A 19714-nucleotide genomic window follows, 5' to 3' on the forward strand; every position below is an offset into this window, starting at 1 on the left:
TTTTAATGCCAGGAAGGTATTTCGTGTCCTTTAACCACTACTACCAAAGCGAGCTCACCGCACTTCGCCAGTTAGGTCGACGATTCGCCGAGCGCAGCCCGGCATTGGCACCTTTTCTGGGGCAAGCCGGGCGGGATCCAGATGTGGAGCGGTTGCTGGAGGGGTTTGCCTTTCTAACCGGCCGTTTGCGCCAAAAGCTGGATGACGAGTTGCCCGAACTGAGCCACTCGTTGATGCAGCTGCTGTGGCCCAATTACATGCGCCCGTTGCCAGCCTTCAGCATTTTGCAGTTTGACCCGCTCAGCGTGCCGGGCCCCGGCCTTAAGGTGAAGCGCGATACGCCGGTCGAAAGCGAGCCGATTGATGAGGTGCAGTGCCGTTTTCGCACCTGTTACCCGACCGACGTAATGGCACTCGATCTGAAGGCTTTGAATTATTCGGTCAAGGGCGACGGATCGCTGCTTAGCCTGCGTCTGGAAATGAGCGCCGACGGGCATCTGGGGGAGCTGGAACTGAGCCGTTTGCGTTTGCACTTTGCCGGCGAGCGTTACATCAGCCAGATGTTGTACCTGAGCGTGCTGCGCAATCTGGAAAGCATCGAGCTGGTCCCGCTGGACGCCTCGGGCAATCCGCTGGAAGGGGCGGGCGGGCGCACGATGGCATTCAAGATGCCCGGCGACCGGGTGAAACCGGTAGGTTTTGCCGAAGAGGAAGCCCTGATTCCGTACCCGCTTAATACGTTTCGCGGTTATCGCTATTTGCAGGAATATTTCGCGTTTCAGGACAAATTTCTGTTTGTCGATGTCAACGGCCTGGACATCCTCAAATCCCTGCCCCAAGACACCCTCAAGCAAATGCGCGGTCTGGAGCTGCGCTTTGAGATCCGCAAGAGTGGCATTCAGCGGTTACGCCCGACGCTGGAAAACGTGAAGCTCCATTGCACACCGATTGTGAACCTGTTCAAGCACGACGCGTCGCCGATCCGTCTTGACGGCAAGCAGGACGAGTACCTGCTGCTGCCCGCCAGGTACGATCAGGCGCACTGCGGCGTGTTTTCAGTCGAAAGCGTCATCGGCTGGAAGCCCGGAGGCCTGGGTTATCAGGACTATGTGCCGTTCGAGTCGTTCGAGCACGACCCCAGCTTTGACGTGCCCACGGCCCGTTCCCATTACAGTCTTCGTCAGCGCTCCTCGCTGTTGCACGATGGCCTCGACACCTACCTGAGCTTCAGCCTGCGTGACATCGAGGCCCACGAAACCCTGTCGATTGAGCTGACCTGCACCAATCAAAACCTGCCGCGCAGGCTCAAACTCGGGGACATCTGTCGCTCCTGTGAAAAAACCCCGGAGTTCCTGACCTTTCGCAACATTACCCCGGCGACCTCCAGTTATGCGCCGCCGATCAACCGTGACTTTCTGTGGAAGCTGATCAGCAACATGTCGCTGAACTACCTGTCGCTGGCCGATGTGAATGCCTTGAAGGTCATCCTCGAAACCTACGACCTACCGCGCTACTACGACCAACACGCAGAGAAAGTCAGCCAGCGGCTGCTGGGCGGACTCAAGTCGATCCGCCACGAACACGTTGACCGCTTGCACCGCGGCCTGCCCGTGCGCGGGCTACGCACCGAACTGACCGTCGACACCCAGGGGTATATCGGTGAAGGCGACCTGTTCGTTTTTGCGTCGGTGCTCAATGAGTTTTTCGCCCTTTACGCCAGCCTTAACTCGTACCACGAGTTGCGCGTAAAGAGCACACAGGGAGAGGTGTACCAATGGACACCACGTATGGGCCTACAGCCACTTCTTTGAATGGGCTGAGCCAGGTGATACGCGAGTACTCGCTGTTTCAGGCGGTATTGCTGGTGATAGAGCGGTTGCGTGACGCGCACCCGCTGCTGAGTGAAGACGACCTTTACGACCACGTGGAGTTTCAGGCCAACCCGAGCCTGGGCTTCCCGGGTAGCGATGTGGACCGCGTGGAGTTTTTTAATGAGCACGGGCAACTGCGGGCACGTTTGCGCTTCAACCTGATCGGGTTGGTCGGGGCCAGTTCGCCCTTGCCGGCGTTCTATGGCGAGCAGGCGCTGGGTGACGGTGAAGACGGCAATCCGACGCGTCACTTTCTGGATGTGTTCCACCACCGCCTGCAACGGCTGATGTTGCCAATCTGGAAAAAGTACCGTTATCGCGCGAGTTTCCAGAGCGGTGCGCTGGACCCGTTTTCAGCGCAACTGTTTGCGTTGATCGGTCTGGGGGGCGAAGACATTCGTCAGGCCAAAGAGCTGAACTGGAAGCGCTTGTTGCCGTATCTGGGGTTGCTCAGCTTGAGGGCGCACTCGGCGGCCCTGATTGAAGCGGTGTTGCGTTACTACTTCAAGCACGCCGAGCTGACCATCGAGCAGTGCATTGAACGGCGGGTCGAGATTCTTGAGGAACAGCGAAATCGCCTCGGCCGGGCCAACAGCTTGCTGGGGGAAGACCTGGTGCTGGGGGAACGGGTGCGGGACCGCAGCGGCAAGTTCCGCATTTATATCCGTCAACTGAACTGGGAGCGCTTTCACGAGTTTTTGCCGATCGGTTTTGGCTATCAGCCGCTGTGTGCACTGGTGCGTTTTACCTTGCGCGACCCGCTGGACTACGACATCCGGCTGGTGTTGCGTCAGGAAGAAATCCGCGAACTGCGCATTGGCGAACAGAACGCCTGCCGATTGGGCTGGACCAGTTGGCTGGGCCGCGAGCGGGCTGATGGTGTGGTGACGCTGGGCAGCAAAATTCATTAAGGGCTGATGACTCATGATCAATGTAGACCTGCAACAACTGATTCAGGCGTTGGACGCCGAGACCCGGCGCGACCTCGAAGGCTCGGCTGAGCGCTGCGTGGCCCGTGGCGGTCATAAAGTGCTGGTAGAAGACTTGCTGCTGGGCCTGCTCGAACGCCCGCAAGGCTTACTGACCCGCGCGCTGCAAGACGCCGACGTGGAGCCCGGCGAGCTGAGCGCGGCACTGCAACCGCGGGCTGAGCACAACGCTTCACGCAATCCGGTGTTTGCCCCGGAACTGGTGCAATGGCTACAAGACGCGCTGTTGGTGGCCAACCTTGAGTTGGGTCAAAGCCAGGTTGAGCAGGCGGCATTGATTCTTGCGCTGCTACGCAATCCGATGCGTTACGCCGGCAGCCATTATTTACCTTTGCTCAGCCAGTTGAACATCGAACGCCTCAAAGGGTTTGCGCTGTCGCATACCCCGCAGGATGACGCCGCCAAGCCCACGGTGCAGGGCGAGTCGCTGCTGGCGCGCTTCACTCACAACTTGACCCAGCAGGCCCGCGACGGCCAGCTGGATCCCGTGTTGTGCCGCGATGACGCGATTCGCCAGATGGTCGACATTCTGGCCCGTCGCCGTAAAAACAACCCGATCGTGGTGGGCGAAGCAGGCGTGGGCAAAACCGCGATTGTGGAGGGGCTGGCGTCGCGCATCGCCGCCGGTGAGGTTCCGCAGGCGCTCAAAGGCGTCGAGTTGCTGGTTCTGGACATGGGGTTGTTGCAAGCCGGAGCCAGCGTCAAGGGTGAGTTCGAGCGCCGCCTCAAAGGGGTGATTGATGAGGTCAAGGCATCGCCCCGGCCGATCATCCTGTTCATTGACGAGGCCCACACCCTGATCGGCGCTGGGGGCACGGCGGGCGGTTCGGATGCCGCCAACTTGCTCAAGCCTGCATTGGCTCGCGGAGAGCTGCGTACCATCGCGGCCACCACTTGGTCCGAATACAAGAAGTACTTTGAAAAAGACCCGGCGCTGGCCCGGCGTTTCCAGCCTGTTCAGTTACACGAGCCCACGGTCAGCGAAGCCGTGACCATTCTGCGTGGCCTGGCGCACGTCTATGAAAAAAGCCACGGCATCTACCTGCGTGATGACGCGGTCGTGGCAGCCGCCGAACTGTCGGCCCGTTACCTGGCCGGGCGTCAGCTTCCAGACAAAGCCGTGGATGTGTTGGACACCGCGTGTGCGCGGGTGCGCATCAGCCTGGCGGCGGCCCCGCAGCGTCTGGAACAACTGCGCGGCGAGCTGGCGCAAGGCGAGCGGCAACGCCGGGCCTTGCGTCGCGATGCCGAAGCCGGCCTGATGATCGATCTTGACGCCTTGACGTTGCTGGAAACTCGTTTGACCGCCGCCGAGCGCGAACGCGAAGCGCTTGAAACATCATGGACTGAACAAAAGGCCCTGGCCGAAACGGTGCTCGAACAACGCAAGCAGTTGGCCACGGCGCGGACGATGGCGGCCGCTGCGCCGGACACTGCCATGGTCGAAGATCCGCAGGCGGGCATCGAAACGCTCGAAGCGGCCCTGGGTGAAACTCACCGCGCATTGACCCAGGCCCAAGCGACTGAGCGTCTGGTCAGTTTTGAGGTGTGCCCGCGGCTGGTGGCAGAGGTCATCAGTGCCTGGACGGGCGTTCCTCTGGCGCAATTGGCGCAGGAGCACAATGCCAAGGTCGCACGCTTTGCCACCGACTTACGCACCCGTATTCGTGGTCAGGAGCAGGCCGTGCATGCCCTCGACCGCTCCATGCGTGCCACTGCTGCGGGCCTGAACAAACCGGACGCACCGGTGGGCGTGTTTTTGCTGGTGGGGCCCAGTGGTGTCGGCAAGACCGAAACCGCTCTGGCACTGGCCGATCTGCTGTATGGCGGCGAGCGCTTTATGACCACCATCAACATGTCCGAATTCCAGGAGAAGCACACCGTTTCGCGACTGATCGGCGCACCGCCCGGCTATGTCGGGTATGGCGAGGGCGGCATGCTCACCGAAGCCGTGCGGCAAAAGCCGTACTCGGTGCTGCTGCTCGATGAAGTCGAAAAAGCTGACCCGGACGTGCTGAACCTGTTCTATCAAATCTTCGACAAAGGCGTGGCCAATGACGGGGAAGGGCGCGAAATCGATTTTCGCAACACCCTGATCCTGATGACGTCCAACTTGGGCAGCGAGCGCATTTCGCAACTCTGCGAACACGGCGCACGTCCAACGGCCGAGGTGCTGGAAGCGACCATCCGCCCGGTGCTCAGCCAACACTTCAAACCGGCACTGCTGGCCCGTATGCGCGTCGTGCCTTACTACCCGGTCGGCGGCCCGGTACTGCGCGAGCTGATTGAAATCAAGCTGGGCCGATTGGGCGAGCGCCTGGCGCGTCGTCAGTTGGCGTTCAGCTTCTGCCAGGCCCTGGTAGACGAGTTGGCCGAGCGCTGCACCCAGAGTGACAGTGGCGCGCGCCTGATCGACCACTTGCTGGAGCAACATGTGTTGCCGCTGGTGGCCGACCGTTTGCTGGACGCCATGGCGCAGGGAGAGAGTCTGCAGCGGGTGCACGCCACGCTTGACGCCCATGCCGGTGTCATCTGTGAGTTCGCTTGAGGTGGGCGTGATGTTTACCCATGTCGATCAGCCATTGGTGTATGCGCAGACCTTGCTCACCCACTTCATGCACCTGGCCCAGGCCCCGGACCACGAGGCATTGGTCGGCGGTTTTGTGCAGGGTGTGGCCGGGCTCAGTGGCTGCGAGCTGGTGCAACTCTACGTACTGGACGCCACCCACACCCGTTTGGGCCTGAGCGCGCAATACCTGAACGGGCATGCACACACCCGCGAAGGGCAGAGTGTTTCGGCCGACTACAACGGCGAACAGTTGTTGCAGTTTGCGTTATGCCAAAACCGCGTGGTGTGCCTCAGCGACCTGAATACCCGTTTGCATGAGCTGAGTTTTCTGCCCGCCGGGGTGGTGTGGAACGCGCTGCTGTGCGTGCCGCTGCTCAATCAGAAACAGGCTGTGGAAGGGGTATTGCTGTGCGCCAGTCAACGCCAGCAAGACCTGAACGGTTTTGCCGAATCGTTGGCCCAGCTCGGTTCGTTCGTACTCGGGCAATTGCATGTGCAGCACGCCTTGCGCCTCTCGTCGGGTGACGTGCCCGCGCCCTTGGTGAGTGAGCCAAGGGTCAGCGGTTACGGGCTGATCGGTGAAAGCCCGGTCATGCGTGAGACCTACTCGTTGATCAGCAAAGTGCTGCACAGCCCGTACACGGTCTTGCTGTTGGGTGAAACCGGCAGCGGAAAAGAAGTGGTGGCGCGGGCCATTCACGATTACGGCCCACGCCGCTCGAAGCCGTTTATTGTGCAGAACTGTGCGGCGTTCCCGGAAAACCTGCTCGAAAGTGAATTGTTTGGCTTTCGCAAAGGCGCCTTCACCGGGGCAGACTGCGACCGTCGCGGCCTGTTCGATGCCGCCAATGGTGGCACTTTGTTGCTCGATGAAATCGGCGACATGCCGCTTTCGTTGCAAGCCAAGTTGCTGCGGGTGTTGCAGGAAGGCGAGATCCGCCCGTTGGGCAGCAACGACACCCACACCATTGATGTGAGAATTATTGCAGCCACCCACCGTGACCTCGCGGTGCTGGTCAGTGAAGGCAAGTTCCGCGAGGACTTGTACTACCGGCTGGCGCAATTCCCGATTGAATTGCCGCCCCTGCGGCTGCGTGAGGGCGACATCCTGGTGCTGGCCCGGCATTTCGCCAAAAAGGCCTGCGCCTTCCTGCGCCGCGACGTCCTGCACTGGTCGCAGGCAGCGCTGGACCATCTGGCGGCTTATCCCTTCCCGGGCAACGTGCGCGAACTCAAAGGGCTGGTCGAACGCGCGGTGCTGCTGTGCGAAGGCCGTGAGCTGATGCCCGAACATTTTGCCCGACGTGCCGACTTGGCCCTGGAAGGCAGCAGCTTGAGCCTGCGTGAGCGTCTGGAGCAAGTGGAGCGCAGTTGGGTGCTCGACTGCCTGCGCAAAAATGATGGCAACCAGACGCTGGCCGCACGGGAACTGGGATTGCCACGCCGCACGTTGCTGTACCGCATGGAGCGCCTAAATGTTCAGGTCGGTGAGCGTGATGGTTAGCGTGTGCCGTTACCACCCGTGATGCGTGTTTATGAATGGCCACTGTGCCTGCGCAGGCCATTGAATGTTGTTTACGTCTGGAGACACCCCTGATGCCTGTTCGTCACTGGCAAGCCGTGCTGTTGGCCCTCGTCGTTGTATGCGGCGTGAGCGGTTGCAACAGCAATTACAAATTCAACGACAACGTCTATCGCCCCTTGGGTGATCGGCAGGCGGTCAATCGCGGCAAGTGACCGCAAGGAGCAAGATCATGGAACTGGTTTTCGAAATGCTGAACACCAAGCAGTTCGTGCCTGCGCAGTTGTGCCAGAAAACATTCACCCGTGCGGGCGGCGTGATCGGCCGCGCAGCGGACTGTGACTGGGTGATCCCGGATGAAAAGCGGCATCTGTCCAATCACCATGCATTGATCACGTACCGCGACGGTGTGTTTTACCTGACCGACACCAGCACTAACGGCATGCAGGACCGTGAGACCGGCGCACGCCTGCCCAGGGGCGAACCCCTGCGCATTGAAAGCGGCTCCGGCTATGTGCTGGGCGACTTTGAGATTCGTGCGCGGTTGATCCGTGACCCGGCAGGCCCGGACATTGAATTCGGGCTGCCCCAGCCCGCGGGCAGTGTGATACCGGACGATGCCTTCTTTGATCTTGATCCGCTCAAGGCCCTGACTCAGCTCGACCCGGATGAGGCCAGGATCAACGAACTGCTCAACCCGAAAACGGCCGAGGCGCCACCCCGTCAACGGGCTGATTACGCCCAAATCGATCAGGAACGGCTGATCGTGCCGCACTTGGTCAAAGCCCCTGAACACGTTGAACCGGTTGCCCCCGCGCCTGCTGTTGAGGAGCAAAGTGATGGCTTTTGGGCGCATTTCGGGGCAGCCCTGGGGGTTGATCTTACGGGCATGGACCACGAGGCCCGCGAAGCCCTCGCACTGAATGCCGCGCGCTTGCTCAAACAAAGCGTCAGCGGGTTGCAGCAGAGTCTGCGCACCCGCAGCGAGTTGAAAAACGAATTGCGTCTGGCGCAAACCACGGTGCAAACCACGCAAAAAAACCCGTTGAAAGTGGCCATCGATCCGGGTGAAGCCCTTTCGATCCTGCTTCAGCCTGGGCGCCCGGGGCAGCTCACGGCCGAACAGGCGGTTGCCCGTGCCTTTCGTGATGTGCAAGCCCATCAGGTGGCGTTGCTGACCGCCAGCCGGGCGGCACTGCGGGGCACCCTGGAACATTTTTCGCCAGAGCGCATGACCCTGCGTTTCGAGCGGGACAACAAACCGTTGCTGGCCACTTCGGGCAGCCGCTGGAGAGCCTTTACCCGTTATCACCAGGCCTTGCAGCAAGACGATGACTGGAGCGAACGCCTGCTGGCCCGCGATTTCGCCCAAGCCTACGAAGAACAGGTGCGCCTGATCGGCTCCCTACACCACGACTACCAAGGATGAAGCGTATGTCTTGCAGCCCGACCCGTGTATTGAAATCGCTGTGTGTAGTTGCCGCGTGGGGACTGATGGCAGGGTGCTCGACCCTGTCGCCGTATTCGACCCTGACCAAGGTCAACCTCACGCTGCAAGCCAGCGACCAGGTGAACCCGGACCTCAATGGCCGCCCGTCGCCGGTGGTGGTGAGCCTGTTCGAGCTCAAGCACCCGGTGGCGTTCGAGAACGCAGACTTTTTCAGCCTGTATGAACACCCTAAAGAGGCGCTGAGCCCGGACATGGTGACCAGCGAGCAATTGGAGCTGCGTCCCGGTGAAACCCTGGAGCTCAAACTCAGTGTCGAGGAGGGCAGCCGCTTCATCGGCGTGCTGGCCGCTTATCGCGACCTGCCAGATACGCAGTGGCGCTACACGGTGCATGTCACGCCGCAGGAGATGACGGACGTTTCGCTGATTCTGGACAAGACCGGCATCCTCAATGCCCAAAAAATGCTCGCCAAGGCGGATGACTGATCATGAATGCACACAAAGTCATTTGGCAGGAAGGCATGCTGCTGCGCCCGCAGCACTTTCAACACAACGACCGCTATTACGATCACCAGATGAAAACCCGCACCCAGTTGCTGGGCAGTTACATCTGGGGCTTTCTGAGCCTGGAAATCGATTTGCAGTTCCTCAGCATGGGCAAAGTGGTCGTCAGCCAGGCGTCAGGAATTCTCCCCGACGGCAGCCTGTTCGAGCTGGGGGGCAACACCGATCCACTGGCCCTCGACGTGCCGCCCAACACCGGCAATACCCCGGTTTATCTGGCGTTGCCGCTGGTCACGGGGAACCACATCGAAGCGCGTCGCCCGGAGCAGTCCGACGTTCTGGCGCGCTACACCGCGTACGAAGCCGAAGTCACTGACTCCAACGCGGGGGATGACTCGGCCAGTCAGGTCAGTTGTGCGCGCCCGGATTTCCGCCTGCTGCTGGGCGAACAGCAGAGCGATCAGGCGTACGTCAAACTGAAACTCTGCGATGTGCTCGACACCACCCCGGACGGGGTTATCAGCCTCAACCAGGACTTTGTGCCCACGTTTATTCAGGCTCATTCCTCCAGTTACCTGCTGTCGTGCCTCAAAGAAATCATCAGCATGCTCGGTCACCGCGGCGACACCATCGCTGAGCGCATTCGCTCCAATGGCAAGGTGGGCGGGGCGGAGGTGGGTGATTTCATGATGTTGCAATTGATTAACCGCACCGAGCTGCTGTTGCGCCACTACTTGGGGCTTAAACAGGTACACCCGGAAGAGTTGTACCGCACGCTGTTGACCATGCTGGGCGAGTTGGCGACCTTCTCCAGTGACACCAAACGTCCGCGGATGGAAACCGGTTATCAGCACAGCGACCAGGGCGGGAGCTTTCGCAGGCTGATGGACGCGATCCGCCAAGTGTTGTCGATGGTCCTTGAACAACACGCCATCGAGCTGATCCTGCAAGCGCGCCAGTACGGCATTCTGGTGTCGCCGCTGCACGACCACAAATTGCTGACCTCGGCCTCGTTTGTACTGGCGGCCAGCGCCCATTGCGACAACGAAGAGTTGCGCCATCGCTTGCCTGCGCACTTGAAAGTAGGCCCCGTGGAGCAGATCCGCCAATTGGTGAACCTGCACTTGCCGGGCATCAAGGTCAAACCGTTACCGGTGGCGCCTCGCCAGATTGCCTTTCACGCCAACAAAACCTATTTCATCCTCGAACTCAGTCCTGATGACGTGGCACAACTGGAGCGTTCCGGAGGCTTTGCATTCCACGTTTCCGGGGAGTTCTCCGAGCTTGAACTGAAATTCTGGGCCATCAGGAACTGACCGACATGATCAAGGACATGGAACACAGCCAGGACGAGAAAACTGTCCTGCTTGACCGCAAGGGCAAAGGCCCGGTTGCGGGGCCGCTGACTGACTTTTCTTCGCCGCCGCGTTTTGAGCAACTGGAGCAGCGCATGATTTACGCCGCCCGCATGCGCCCGGCGCAGACCTTCAGCATCAGCCTCAATTCGCTGGTGGCAGCGGCCTCTGAAGTGTTGAGTGAAGTGGTACGGCTCAAACACGCCAAAACCCGTGAGGACCTGGCGCCATTGAACAGGCGCCTGACCAATGCCGTGCGGGAGTTTGAAGTGCGCGCCGCGCAAAACGGCGCAGAAAGCAGCGAGGTCATGACGGCCCGTTACGTGCTGTGCACGGTGGTTGACGAAGCGGTGGTCACCACCGTGTGGGGCAGCGAAAGCGAATGGTCGAAGATCAGCCTGTTGAGCAGTTTTCACAGCGAAACCTTTGGCGGCGAAAAAGTCTTCAGCTTGCTTGAGCAACTGTCCAAAAACCCGGTCAGGCACTTGCCGATGCTGGAGTTGTTGTACCTCTGCCTGGCGCTGGGTTTTGAAGGGAAATACCGGGTGCAACCGCGCGGCATGCTGGAACTTGAAGGCATCCGCGATGCACTGTATCGCCAGATCCGCCAATTGCGCGGCGACGTGCCACGCGAACTGTCGCCGCAGTGGCAGGGCTTGAGCCAACAGCGCCGTCACCTGGTGCGCATCGTGCCCGCCTGGATGGTGGTGCTGTTTACCCTGGTGTGCCTGGGGGTGATGTATTCCGGTTTTGCCTGGGTGCTAGGCGAGCAACGCCAGACAGTTCTGCAACCTTACCAGCAGCTTGATCCGGCCCCGGTTCAGCCCAAGCCGCAGCCGTAAACAAGGACGTGTGATGAAAATTTTTTTCAAAAATATCGGCGCATTCTTGTGCAAGACCTGGGTCTGGACCCTGCTCCTGCTGCTGTTCGCCGCGCTGTTGGTGTGGTTTGTCGGGCCGCTGTTGGCCGTCAACGATTACAAGTTCTGGGAAAGCCCGATTTCGCGTTTGCTGACCATCAGCGGGCTGATCCTGATGTGGGGCCTGTTCATGGTCTATGCCAACTGGCGGGCCGGGGTGCGCAAGCAGGCCTTAGAGGACAGTACCGACGGTCAGGAACGGCTGCGTCAGACCGAGAAGGCCGAGCAAGAGCGCAAGGCGCTCAGAGAGCGCTTCAAGGACGCCCTTAACACGCTTAAAACCTCCAGCGTCTATCGTGGGCGCAGCGAACGTTGGCGCAATGATTTGCCGTGGTACTTGCTGATCGGCCCCCAGGGCAGCGGTAAAACCAGTTTGCTGGCGTACTCGGGGCTGGAATTTCCGATCAACACGCTGGAGCGCAAACTGACCCGTGACACCCAGGGCACCCCACTGTGCGACTGGTACTTTGCCGATCACGGCGTCCTGATCGACACCGCCGGGCGCTACATGGCCCAGCCGGATGCCGAAGTGGATGGCGGCGGCTGGAAGACCTTGCTCGGCCTGCTGCGGCAACGTCGTCGCAACCGCCCCCTGAACGGTGTGTTGGTCACTATTGAGGTGCAGGACCTGATGGAGGGCACCGCTGAGACGGTGGAAGCACTGGCACGCCTGGTGCGTGCGCGGTTGCAGGACATCCATCAACAGTTGCACGCGAATGTGCCGGTGTATCTGGTGCTGAGCAAGGCCGATCAATTGCTCGGTTTCGACGCCTTTTTCGACCAGTTGAGCCGTGAAGAAAGCGATCAGGTGCTTGGCACCACGCTGCGTAAAGACCAGAGCGGGACCGACGCGACGGTCCTGCGCGCCGAGTTCGAAGAACTCCTGCGTCGCCTGAACAGCCAGGTCATCATGCGCATGCATCAGGAGCGTGACCCTCAGCGTCGGGCGCGAATCCTCGACTTCCCGCACCAACTGGGGCAAATCGGCACTAACCTGTGCGCGTTTGTGGACATCGCCTTCAACGGCAACCGTTATCACCGGGTCAGCCAACTGCGCGGGTTCTACCTGACCAGCGCCCCGCACGCGTCCCCGGTTCAGACCCCGGCCGAGACTGCCGATCATGCCGAACATCTCGACAGCCTGGGCGTTGATGGGTTGCCCGGTATGCACCGCGGGCGCGCCTCCTTTATCCACCACCTGTTCAGCCGGGTGATTTTCCCGGAAGCGGATCTGGCGGGGCTCGACAAGCGCGAGCGGCGTCGCATTCATTGGGGCCAGCGGGCATTGTATGTGGGTGCGCTGGCGGCACTGGCGTTGTTTGGCGTGCTCTGGGCAGGCGGTTTTTCGGCCAACTCTGAGCGTCTTGAGCGGGTGCGTGCCCTGGCTCAGGAGTGGGTGCAGCAACGCACGGCCCTGACGGCCAACCTGGATGCGCGGGCGGTGCTCAAGCCGCTGGACACGTTATACGCGGCCACCCAGGTATTCCCGACACCCGGCGAGGCGTCGTACCTGGAGCGCGGCGGCCTGTATCAGGGCGAAGCCACTAACCCGGTGGTCACCACGGCGTATGATCAGCAGCTTGAAAAGCAGCTGTTGCCGCACGTGGCCACACTGCTTGAAGGGCAGATCCGGAGCAATCTGAAAAACCGTGAACGCCTGCTCAATAGCCTGCGCGCTTACCTGATGCTGAACATGCAAGAGCGTCGGGACACCGCTTGGCTTAAAGAGTGGGTGGCCGCCGACTGGTCGGTGCGTTATGCCGGCAATGCCGAGGTGCAGAACGGCCTGAACACACACTTTGAACGTTTGCTCAAGCAGCCGTTCGCGTACTCGCTCGACGATCAGTTGGTGGCGCAGGCGCGTCAGGTGCTGCGCAGCGAATCGCTGGCCAACGTGGTGTATCGGATGTTACGCGAGCAGGCGCGCAGCTTGCCCGAGTACCGCCTGAGCCAACACATGGGGCCTCAAGGCAATCTGTTTCTCGGCACGGAGTATGTGATCCCGGGTTTCTACACCCAAAGCGGCTATCAGCAGTATTTCTCGGTGCAAAGCACCACGCTGGTGACCGATATCCTGGAAGACAACTGGGTGCTGGGCGAAGGCCCCGGTATGAGCGGGATGGACTTGCGTCGTCTGATGGTGGAACTGGAGCAGCTGTATTTCCGCGACTACGCCAACTATTGGGGAGAAGCGGTCGGTCGGGTGGCCTTGCAGCCCATCAATGATGCCGCTGGAGGGGCTGAACTACTGGCCGGTTTGACCTCAGCCAACTCGCCCATGCTGCAACTGTTGGTCGAAGTGCGGGATAACACCCGCTTCCAGGCCATCGCCGACGGTCTGGAGGCGGCGGGAGAAGCCACGCAAGCGCTGGCGCAAAAAACCGGCAAGGCAGGCAAGGCGCTCCAGGCGGTGGCCGGTAAAGCGTCGCAGGCTGTGGCGGCCAAACTGCCCGACACCGCCAAAAAGTCACTGCAGCGCCGCTTTGAACCGTTGCACCGCTTGCTTGATGACAATAACGGCCCTGCGGCTGATTTGACCCCAGCCCTTCAGGCGCTCAATGACGTGCAGTTGCAACTGACCAGCCTGGCCCGGGCCAGTGCGCCGCAACAAGCCGCCTACGAGATGACCAAAGTGCGCATGGGTGGCCAGCGCGATGCGTTGAGCAGCTTGCGCACGGCCTCGACACGCTTGCCGCGCCCGGTGGGTGCATGGTTGAACGTGCTGGCTGAAGACACCTGGCGGTTGTTGCTCGACGATACGTATGACTACCTGAACCAGCGTTATCAAAGCGAGTTGTACAGCTATTACGGCAAAGCCATCAGCAAGCGCTACCCGTTCTATGCCCACAGCACCAGCGATGTGGCCTTGAGCGATTTCCGTGATTTTTTCAAGGCCCAGGGGATTGCCGACAAGTTTTTCGACAACTACCTGCGCGCCTTCGTCAGTGGCGATCCGGGCAATTACCGGCTGCGCAGTGTGGAGGGTCACAGCGTGCCGATTTCGAAGGCCTATCTGGACCAAATGGGCTCGGCACAGGTGATTCGCCAGAGTTTCTTCGCTGAGAACCCGGCCGAGCCGCGTGTGCAGTTCAAGCTGGAGCCTTACACGCTGGACGCCGCCGTCAGCCGCTCGGCGTTTACCTTTGGCGACAAGGTGATTGAATACCGCCACGGCCCGATTGTGCCGGTGGCCTTCACATGGCCCACCGATACAGCCGACGGCAGGACCAGCCTGGTGCTGGACAAAATGGTCGGGCGCCCGGTGGGCATCGAAAAAAATACCGGAGCGTGGTCGCTGTTCCGCCTGTTTGACTTGATGCAAACCGAGTCACTGAGCGGGCGTGACGTGTTGGTGCTCAAAGCTGATCTCGGCGGGTTGCGGGCCAACTACCTGTTGACCACTGCGCGTGCGCCGAACCCGTTCGACATGGGGGTTATGCGCACCTTCCGTCTGCCGGTGCAGCTCTGATGCGCCCGACCGGGCTCTGGCACAGCGCTGCGCGCACTGACCCCGGCAAGGTCCGGGCGCGCAACGAGGATGCGTTTCTGGAGTGTCCGCAACACGGCTTATGGGTAGTGGCCGATGGCATGGGCGGGCATCAGGGCGGCGATATCGCCAGCCAGTTGATCGTTGCCAGCCTGGCGGATTTGCCGGTGGAGGTGGATTTCGACGCACGTCTGAAAAACGTTCGTCAGTGCCTGCACTGGCTCAACCGTCGACTGGGCCAGGAACTGACCGTGACCGCCGGGCGTTCCGACAGCATCATGGGCAGCACGGTGGTGGCGGTGTTGATGGAGGGCAACCGCGCCGCGTGTGTCTGGGCGGGGGACAGTCGGTGCTACTTATGGCGAGGCCAACGCTTGTACCAACTGTCGAGGGACCATTCCCTGCAGCAGCAATTGATTGACGAGCAGCAAATGAGTGCCGAGCAGGCCAAGGCGCATCCGTCTGCCCATGCACTGACCCGTGCAGTGGGCGCCAGTGAGCAGTTGACGCTGGATGTCCTGGAGCTGGAAACCTGTCCGGGTGATGCCTTTCTGTTGTGCAGCGACGGTTTGTATCAAAGTTTGAGCACCGATGCCCTTGGCCATGCGCTGAATCTGCCCGCGCCGCAATTGGCGCTGGAGCGTTTGTTTGCCGGGGCGCTGCGCGGCGAGGCGCGGGACAACCTGACCGCCGTGGTGATTCGCCAATGAGCGAGCCCGATGCCTCAACCGATGATCTGCTGGAAATGGCCGAGCAGGCCCCTAACCTGACGTACTTCGCCTTTGCCAAGGACGCGGTGCGCCAACCCGCACCGGCCCCCACGCAGGCCAGTGTCGGGCAACTGCCGCAGGTACTTGCCGGACGCTATCAACTCGAAGGCTTGCTGGGCGCTGGCGGCATGGGGACGGTGTACCGGGCGCGGGATCTGCTGCATGAACAGTACGGCGAACCGTCGCCGTATCTGGCCATCAAGGTGTTGGGTGAAAACATTGCCGGCGCCCCGGATGCCAGCGCGTTGCTGTACAGCGAATTTGCACTGACGCGGCATGTGCGCCATGACAACGTGCTTCGGCTGTACACCTTCGAGGTCGACCAGGACAGTCAGCTGGCCTTTATCAGCATGGAGCTGATGCGCGGGCTGACGCTGGACAAATTGCTGTGCGAACGACCCGGTGGGTTGCCGTGGGACCAATTGCGTGAGATCGCCTTGCCGCTGCTGGACGCGCTGGTCTGTGCCCATGACTGCGGGGTTCTGCACGGTGACATCAAGCCCAGCAACGTGATGCTCTGTGACGAGGGGGTACGCCTGTTCGATTTTGGCCTCGGACAGAGCGAGGAGGGCGTGCTCGACGGTTTGCCGCAGTTGAGCCGCAGCCGCTTCAATGCCTGGACGCCGGGTTATGCGGCGCCCGAGTTGCTGGACGGGCAGCCGCTGACCTCGCGCGCCGATCTCTTTGCCTTGGCCTGCGTGCTGTATGAACTGGCCGAAGGCAAGCACCCGTTTCAGCGTGTGCCGTCAAATCTGGCGCAGGCGCAAGGCTTGCACTTAAGGTTGCGTGCACCTCGTCATCTGCCTTGGTATTGCTGGCCTGCCTTGCGGGCTGCGCTCAGCCTCGACCCGCAGGCGCGCAGCATCACGGCGCACCAGTTGCGCCAGGCGTGGCATTCCCGGTGGGCCGGGGCGCGGCACTGGCTGGGGCATGTTCAGGTGCGCCGGGGTTGAGTGTCGTCAGCCACGTCGTCCGGGTCGCCAACCGGGTCGGTTGCTGAAGGCATGTGCGCAGCGTGTTCCAGCTCAATGCAGGCACGCTGCAGGTAGCGGCGAATGCGGCTGTCACGGGTTTGTGTGACGCGAAAACCGTCGAGCCCCAAGGAGAGCACGAAGGTCAAACCCAGCGCGGTGGCGATGTATTCCAGCGCTTGAGTCGACCAGCCCGGTGTTTTTTGCAGGTAGGCGCTGAGCAGGCTGACCAGAATCGACACCATGATCACCGTCGTAAAGTGCTGGTTGATCAAAAACGGTTTGGGCGGCGGGCCAAGGGTTTGCGAATAGTCACTGATCGCTTGCAGGGTACGCGGGCTATGGCCCATGGCGATGACCCGTTGAAAAAACAGCGCATACGCCAGGTAATCGCAGCGCTCAGACATCCGTTGCCGGGCAATGCCGTACTGTTCGTACTCCTGCGGGTAGAGCCGCCCCAACAGCCGGTCCAGCGTCCTGAAAAACACCATCATGCAGAGTGCGACACCTGTGACGCAGGCAATGGGCCACAGCGGGTTTGCCCACACAAACAGCGTGCCGGACAAGGCAATGAGTAAGCCGGCGGCGACCAGGGTCGGCCACACCGCACGCCACCGGCCCTGTAACCGCAGTTGGGCATAGTTGAAGATCCGATTGCTTTGAATGTAGGCCTGCTCAATCTGCAACCACTGTTTGTGCATGCTGAGTCTCCTTATCGGTCCAGACCATGGTTTGCACCTGAATGTGCGGGTGGCTGGCCAACGGTTCCCACTGAAACAGGGTGGGCATCCAGAGGTTGATCCCAAAAAAACGGGGTGGGGCTGAAGGTGCTGCCCGCCTCGGCATAGGCTTCGGACATGACGTTCCAGGTATGCGCATCGGCCGGTATCAGGTGTTCGATCCGCAGTGAAGTCACCGTGATATCCAGGGGCATGCCAAAGGTTGTAAACGTGGACATGAAATTCAGCAGCCCCCGGTGTGAGTTCACCCGCGTCATGATCAAGGGCGGCGGTTCACTGTTCAACGGCTGAGCAGCGGGCGGTGCAGGCCATTGCGCGAGTAAGCGCGCCAGTGCCGGATTCTCCAACGCCTCGCGCGCGGCCCTTTGCCAGGCCACATGCCGGATCTCTTCGGCGTTAGCCAGGCAATCACCCAGGCCGCCGGGTTGCAAGAGCGTGCTGAGCAGGTTCAACCCCTGCGCCGCGCCAGGGTCCAGTCCCGCCAGGCCAAACAACACGAAGGTACTGGTATTGGAGGCCAGTACGTCCCATTGGCTGCCCAATACGATTGCCGGCGCAGGGTTGTTGACCTGCAGCACATGGCTGATCGCTTCCCGAATGGCCGTCATCGAAGGGGATGCCAGGGGCGTCGCTTCATAGCGCGGCGCATAACCGGCCGCTAAAAATAAAGCGTTGCAGCGTTCCAGAGGCACCTGCAAGGCCATCAGTAAATGGTGCAACGTGGCGGGGCCGGGGCGGGCGCGTCCCGTTTCAATGCAACTCAGATGACGTTGAGATATCCCGGTGATCAGGGCCAGTTCCATTTGACTCAGGCGCGCCTGTTTGCGCAGCTGGCGCAGTTGGTTGCCTGCCTGTTCGCAGGTTGATCGAGGAAACGGATGCTGGCTCATGCAGGCACTCTGGCAGGGCAAACGGGGGGCGTCCATGACCTCAGAGGTCATTGCCCGAGGGCAGACGTTATCACTAACGTCAGTCCGGTAGACACCCTCTAACGTCTCACGGACCGACATCATGAAAAAGCCCTGTTTCGCCTTGATCGTGCTGGTGCTGTTCACGCTGTACACGGCATTTACCCTATGGCATGCAGACCAGTCCCTGCTGGAGTTTGGCCTGCAACTGATGTCCAGCCCTGACACCGCCCAGGTTGTCATCGACTTGTACGTGATGGCTGGCCTGGCCTGCGTCTGGATGTACCGGGATGCACGTACCCGGGGTCAATCGATGGCGTCCGTGTGGCCGTATTTTTTGCTGACGGCGCTATTCGTGTCCGCCGGGCCGCTGCTGTACCTGGTGGTCAAGGGTTTTTCACGGTCTTCACCTAAACCCACAGCGCGTTGAAGGGGAAGGGGGGTAGCCCATGGCATCGACACGCGCAGTGGGGTATATAAGCCAGCTCCCCCCACGATCGAGCCTGCTTGATGCAAAGACGTCAGTTCAGCGGTGGCATGAAAAAAAACAATCTGCACGCCTCTGCGGGCTCCACAGATACCCCGGTTCGTGCCGGTTTCTTGTTGCTGGAGCACTTTTCGCTGCCCGCCTTTACCCAGGCCCTGGATGCGCTGGTGACCGCCAACTTGCTGCGCGCCGGGTTGTTTTCCTCGCGCACCTTTGGTTTGGACGACGCTCAGGTGCAGAGCGATCTGGGGCTGGTGATTCGTCCGGATGCGGTGTTTGAAAAGAGTTGCCTTGACGGTCTGGACATACTGTTTGTGTGCGGGGGCTACAGAACCGAACTGAAGGCCGGTGAACCACTGGTTGAATTGCTGCGTGCCGCAGGCCAGACCGGCATGACCTTGGCGGGACTGTGGAACGGGGCCTGGTTTCTGGGCAGCGCCGGCTTGCTGCAAGGCTATCGCTGCGCCATCCACCCCGAGCATCGACCCGCGTTGGCGGAGATGGCCCGCTCAGCACAGGTCACCAGCGAGCCCTTTGTCATTGATCGCGACCGGTTGACCGCTTCAAGCCCAGCGGGGGCGTTTCAGATGGCGCTGGAGTGGATCAAAGCACTGCACGACAAGGCGCTGGTCGAAGGCATCGAGGACATTCTGGCGTTTGAAGCCTCGCGCTATCGGCGTATCAAGCCGGCCGAAAACATCTGCGTCAGCGCACCTTTGCGTGAAGTGATCACGTTGATGGATGCCAACCTGGAAGAGCCGCTGGCGCTTGAGCAGTTGGCGACCTACGCCGCCAGATCGCGCCGCCAGTTGGAACGCCTGTTCAAGGAGCAATTGGGCACCACCCCGCAGCGTTATTACCTGGAGTTGCGCCTCACAGAGGCACGGCGTCTGCTGCAACACACCGAGCTGTCACACGTGGAAGTCCTGGTGGCATGCGGCTTTGTGTCACCCAGCCATTTCAGCAAATGCTACAGCGCCTTTTTTGGTTACAGACCTTCCAGGGAAGTCCGGCGGGTTAAATGAGGTTTGACAGGCTGCTGCGCCGGGCAGGGCGGCGGCATTCGTTGTACCGGTCAGGTGGTTTTGGTATCTTCCGCGACCTTTCTGCGCGTAAGCCCTGACACAGGGCAGGTCTGCAGAGCGCCGTCTTTCTTCACACGCACACATTCC

The 19714-nt window shown here is 60.8% G+C and carries 16 protein-coding genes; 14 read left to right on the forward strand and 2 right to left on the reverse strand.

From position 1 onward, the window contains the following. Positions 1–23: 23 nt before the first annotated feature. The 12 genes from tssF (at position 24) to V6F78_RS03275 (ending at position 16389) form a co-directional block, all read left to right on the forward strand. Entirely contained in the window at positions 24–1811 is a 1788-nt protein-coding gene (gene tssF, locus V6F78_RS03220) for a type VI secretion system baseplate subunit TssF (protein WP_047293198.1), read from the forward strand. Continuing rightward, positions 1775–2782: a type VI secretion system baseplate subunit TssG gene (gene tssG, locus V6F78_RS03225; protein ID WP_047274744.1), complete on the forward strand. Its 1008-nt coding sequence runs from the start codon at positions 1775–1777 to the stop codon at positions 2780–2782. The genes tssF and tssG overlap by 37 nt, the downstream gene beginning before the upstream one ends. Before the next feature lie 13 nt (positions 2783–2795). Then, positions 2796–5408 (forward strand): type VI secretion system ATPase TssH, encoded by a 2613-nt coding sequence (tssH, locus tag V6F78_RS03230; RefSeq protein ID WP_332726609.1) that lies wholly within the window; start codon positions 2796–2798, stop codon positions 5406–5408. A 10-nt stretch (positions 5409–5418) separates the two neighbouring features. Further along, positions 5419–6933 (forward strand): sigma-54 interaction domain-containing protein, encoded by a 1515-nt coding sequence (locus V6F78_RS03235; protein WP_332726845.1) that lies wholly within the window; start codon positions 5419–5421, stop codon positions 6931–6933. A 92-nt stretch (positions 6934–7025) separates the two neighbouring features. After that, positions 7026–7166, forward strand: a complete 141-nt coding sequence (locus tag V6F78_RS03240) for a type VI secretion protein (protein ID WP_332726611.1) — start codon at positions 7026–7028, stop codon at positions 7164–7166. A gap of 17 nt (positions 7167–7183) precedes the next feature. Further along, complete coding sequence (gene tagH / locus V6F78_RS03245) at positions 7184–8380, forward strand: type VI secretion system-associated FHA domain protein TagH (protein ID WP_047293204.1); 1197 nt, start codon at positions 7184–7186, stop codon at positions 8378–8380. A 5-nt stretch (positions 8381–8385) separates the two neighbouring features. Further along, the gene (gene tssJ, locus V6F78_RS03250) at positions 8386–8886 is read left to right on the forward strand and encodes a type VI secretion system lipoprotein TssJ (RefSeq protein ID WP_332726613.1); all 501 of its coding nucleotides are present in this window, start codon (positions 8386–8388) and stop codon (positions 8884–8886) included. Positions 8887–8888: 2 nt separating this feature from the next. After that, positions 8889–10220 (forward strand): type VI secretion system baseplate subunit TssK, encoded by a 1332-nt coding sequence (gene tssK / locus V6F78_RS03255; RefSeq protein ID WP_047274738.1) that lies wholly within the window; start codon positions 8889–8891, stop codon positions 10218–10220. A gap of 5 nt (positions 10221–10225) precedes the next feature. After that, a complete protein-coding gene (icmH, locus tag V6F78_RS03260) occupies positions 10226–11101 on the forward strand; it encodes a type IVB secretion system protein IcmH/DotU (protein ID WP_047276989.1) in 876 nt (291 codons plus the stop codon). Positions 11102–11114: 13 nt separating this feature from the next. Further along, entirely contained in the window at positions 11115–14648 is a 3534-nt protein-coding gene (gene tssM, locus V6F78_RS03265; protein ID WP_332726614.1) for a type VI secretion system membrane subunit TssM, read from the forward strand. Next, a complete protein-coding gene (locus tag V6F78_RS03270) occupies positions 14648–15376 on the forward strand; it encodes a PP2C family protein-serine/threonine phosphatase (protein WP_047276986.1) in 729 nt (242 codons plus the stop codon). Before tssM ends, V6F78_RS03270 begins: the two co-directional genes overlap by 1 nt. Then, positions 15373–16389, forward strand: coding sequence for a serine/threonine-protein kinase (locus V6F78_RS03275; RefSeq protein ID WP_332726615.1), 1017 nt, complete (start codon positions 15373–15375; stop codon positions 16387–16389). Before V6F78_RS03270 ends, V6F78_RS03275 begins: the two co-directional genes overlap by 4 nt. Here V6F78_RS03275 and V6F78_RS03280 read toward each other — a convergent pair. Both V6F78_RS03280 and V6F78_RS03285 read right to left on the reverse strand, forming a co-directional pair. Then, complete coding sequence (locus V6F78_RS03280; RefSeq protein ID WP_047293212.1) at positions 16371–17108, reverse strand: hypothetical protein; 738 nt, start codon at positions 17106–17108, stop codon at positions 16371–16373. The two genes, V6F78_RS03275 and V6F78_RS03280, sit on opposite strands and share 19 nt — an antisense overlap. A gap of 11 nt (positions 17109–17119) precedes the next feature. Then, complete coding sequence (locus V6F78_RS03285) at positions 17120–18037, reverse strand: helix-turn-helix domain-containing protein (RefSeq protein WP_332726616.1); 918 nt, start codon at positions 18035–18037, stop codon at positions 17120–17122. Positions 18038–18158: 121 nt separating this feature from the next. On the opposite strand from V6F78_RS03285, the gene V6F78_RS03290 reads away from it, so the two are divergent. Both V6F78_RS03290 and V6F78_RS03295 read left to right on the forward strand, forming a co-directional pair. Next, entirely contained in the window at positions 18159–18485 is a 327-nt protein-coding gene (locus V6F78_RS03290) for a DUF2834 domain-containing protein (protein WP_169858549.1), read from the forward strand. Between the two features lie 80 nt (positions 18486–18565). Continuing rightward, positions 18566–19567 (forward strand): GlxA family transcriptional regulator, encoded by a 1002-nt coding sequence (locus tag V6F78_RS03295; protein ID WP_442965104.1) that lies wholly within the window; start codon positions 18566–18568, stop codon positions 19565–19567. Positions 19568–19714: the final 147 nt, after the last annotated feature.

It is taken from the genome of Pseudomonas sp. ESBL9 (assembly GCF_036668715.1).
GTDB lineage: Bacteria > Pseudomonadota > Gammaproteobacteria > Pseudomonadales > Pseudomonadaceae > Aquipseudomonas > Aquipseudomonas lundensis.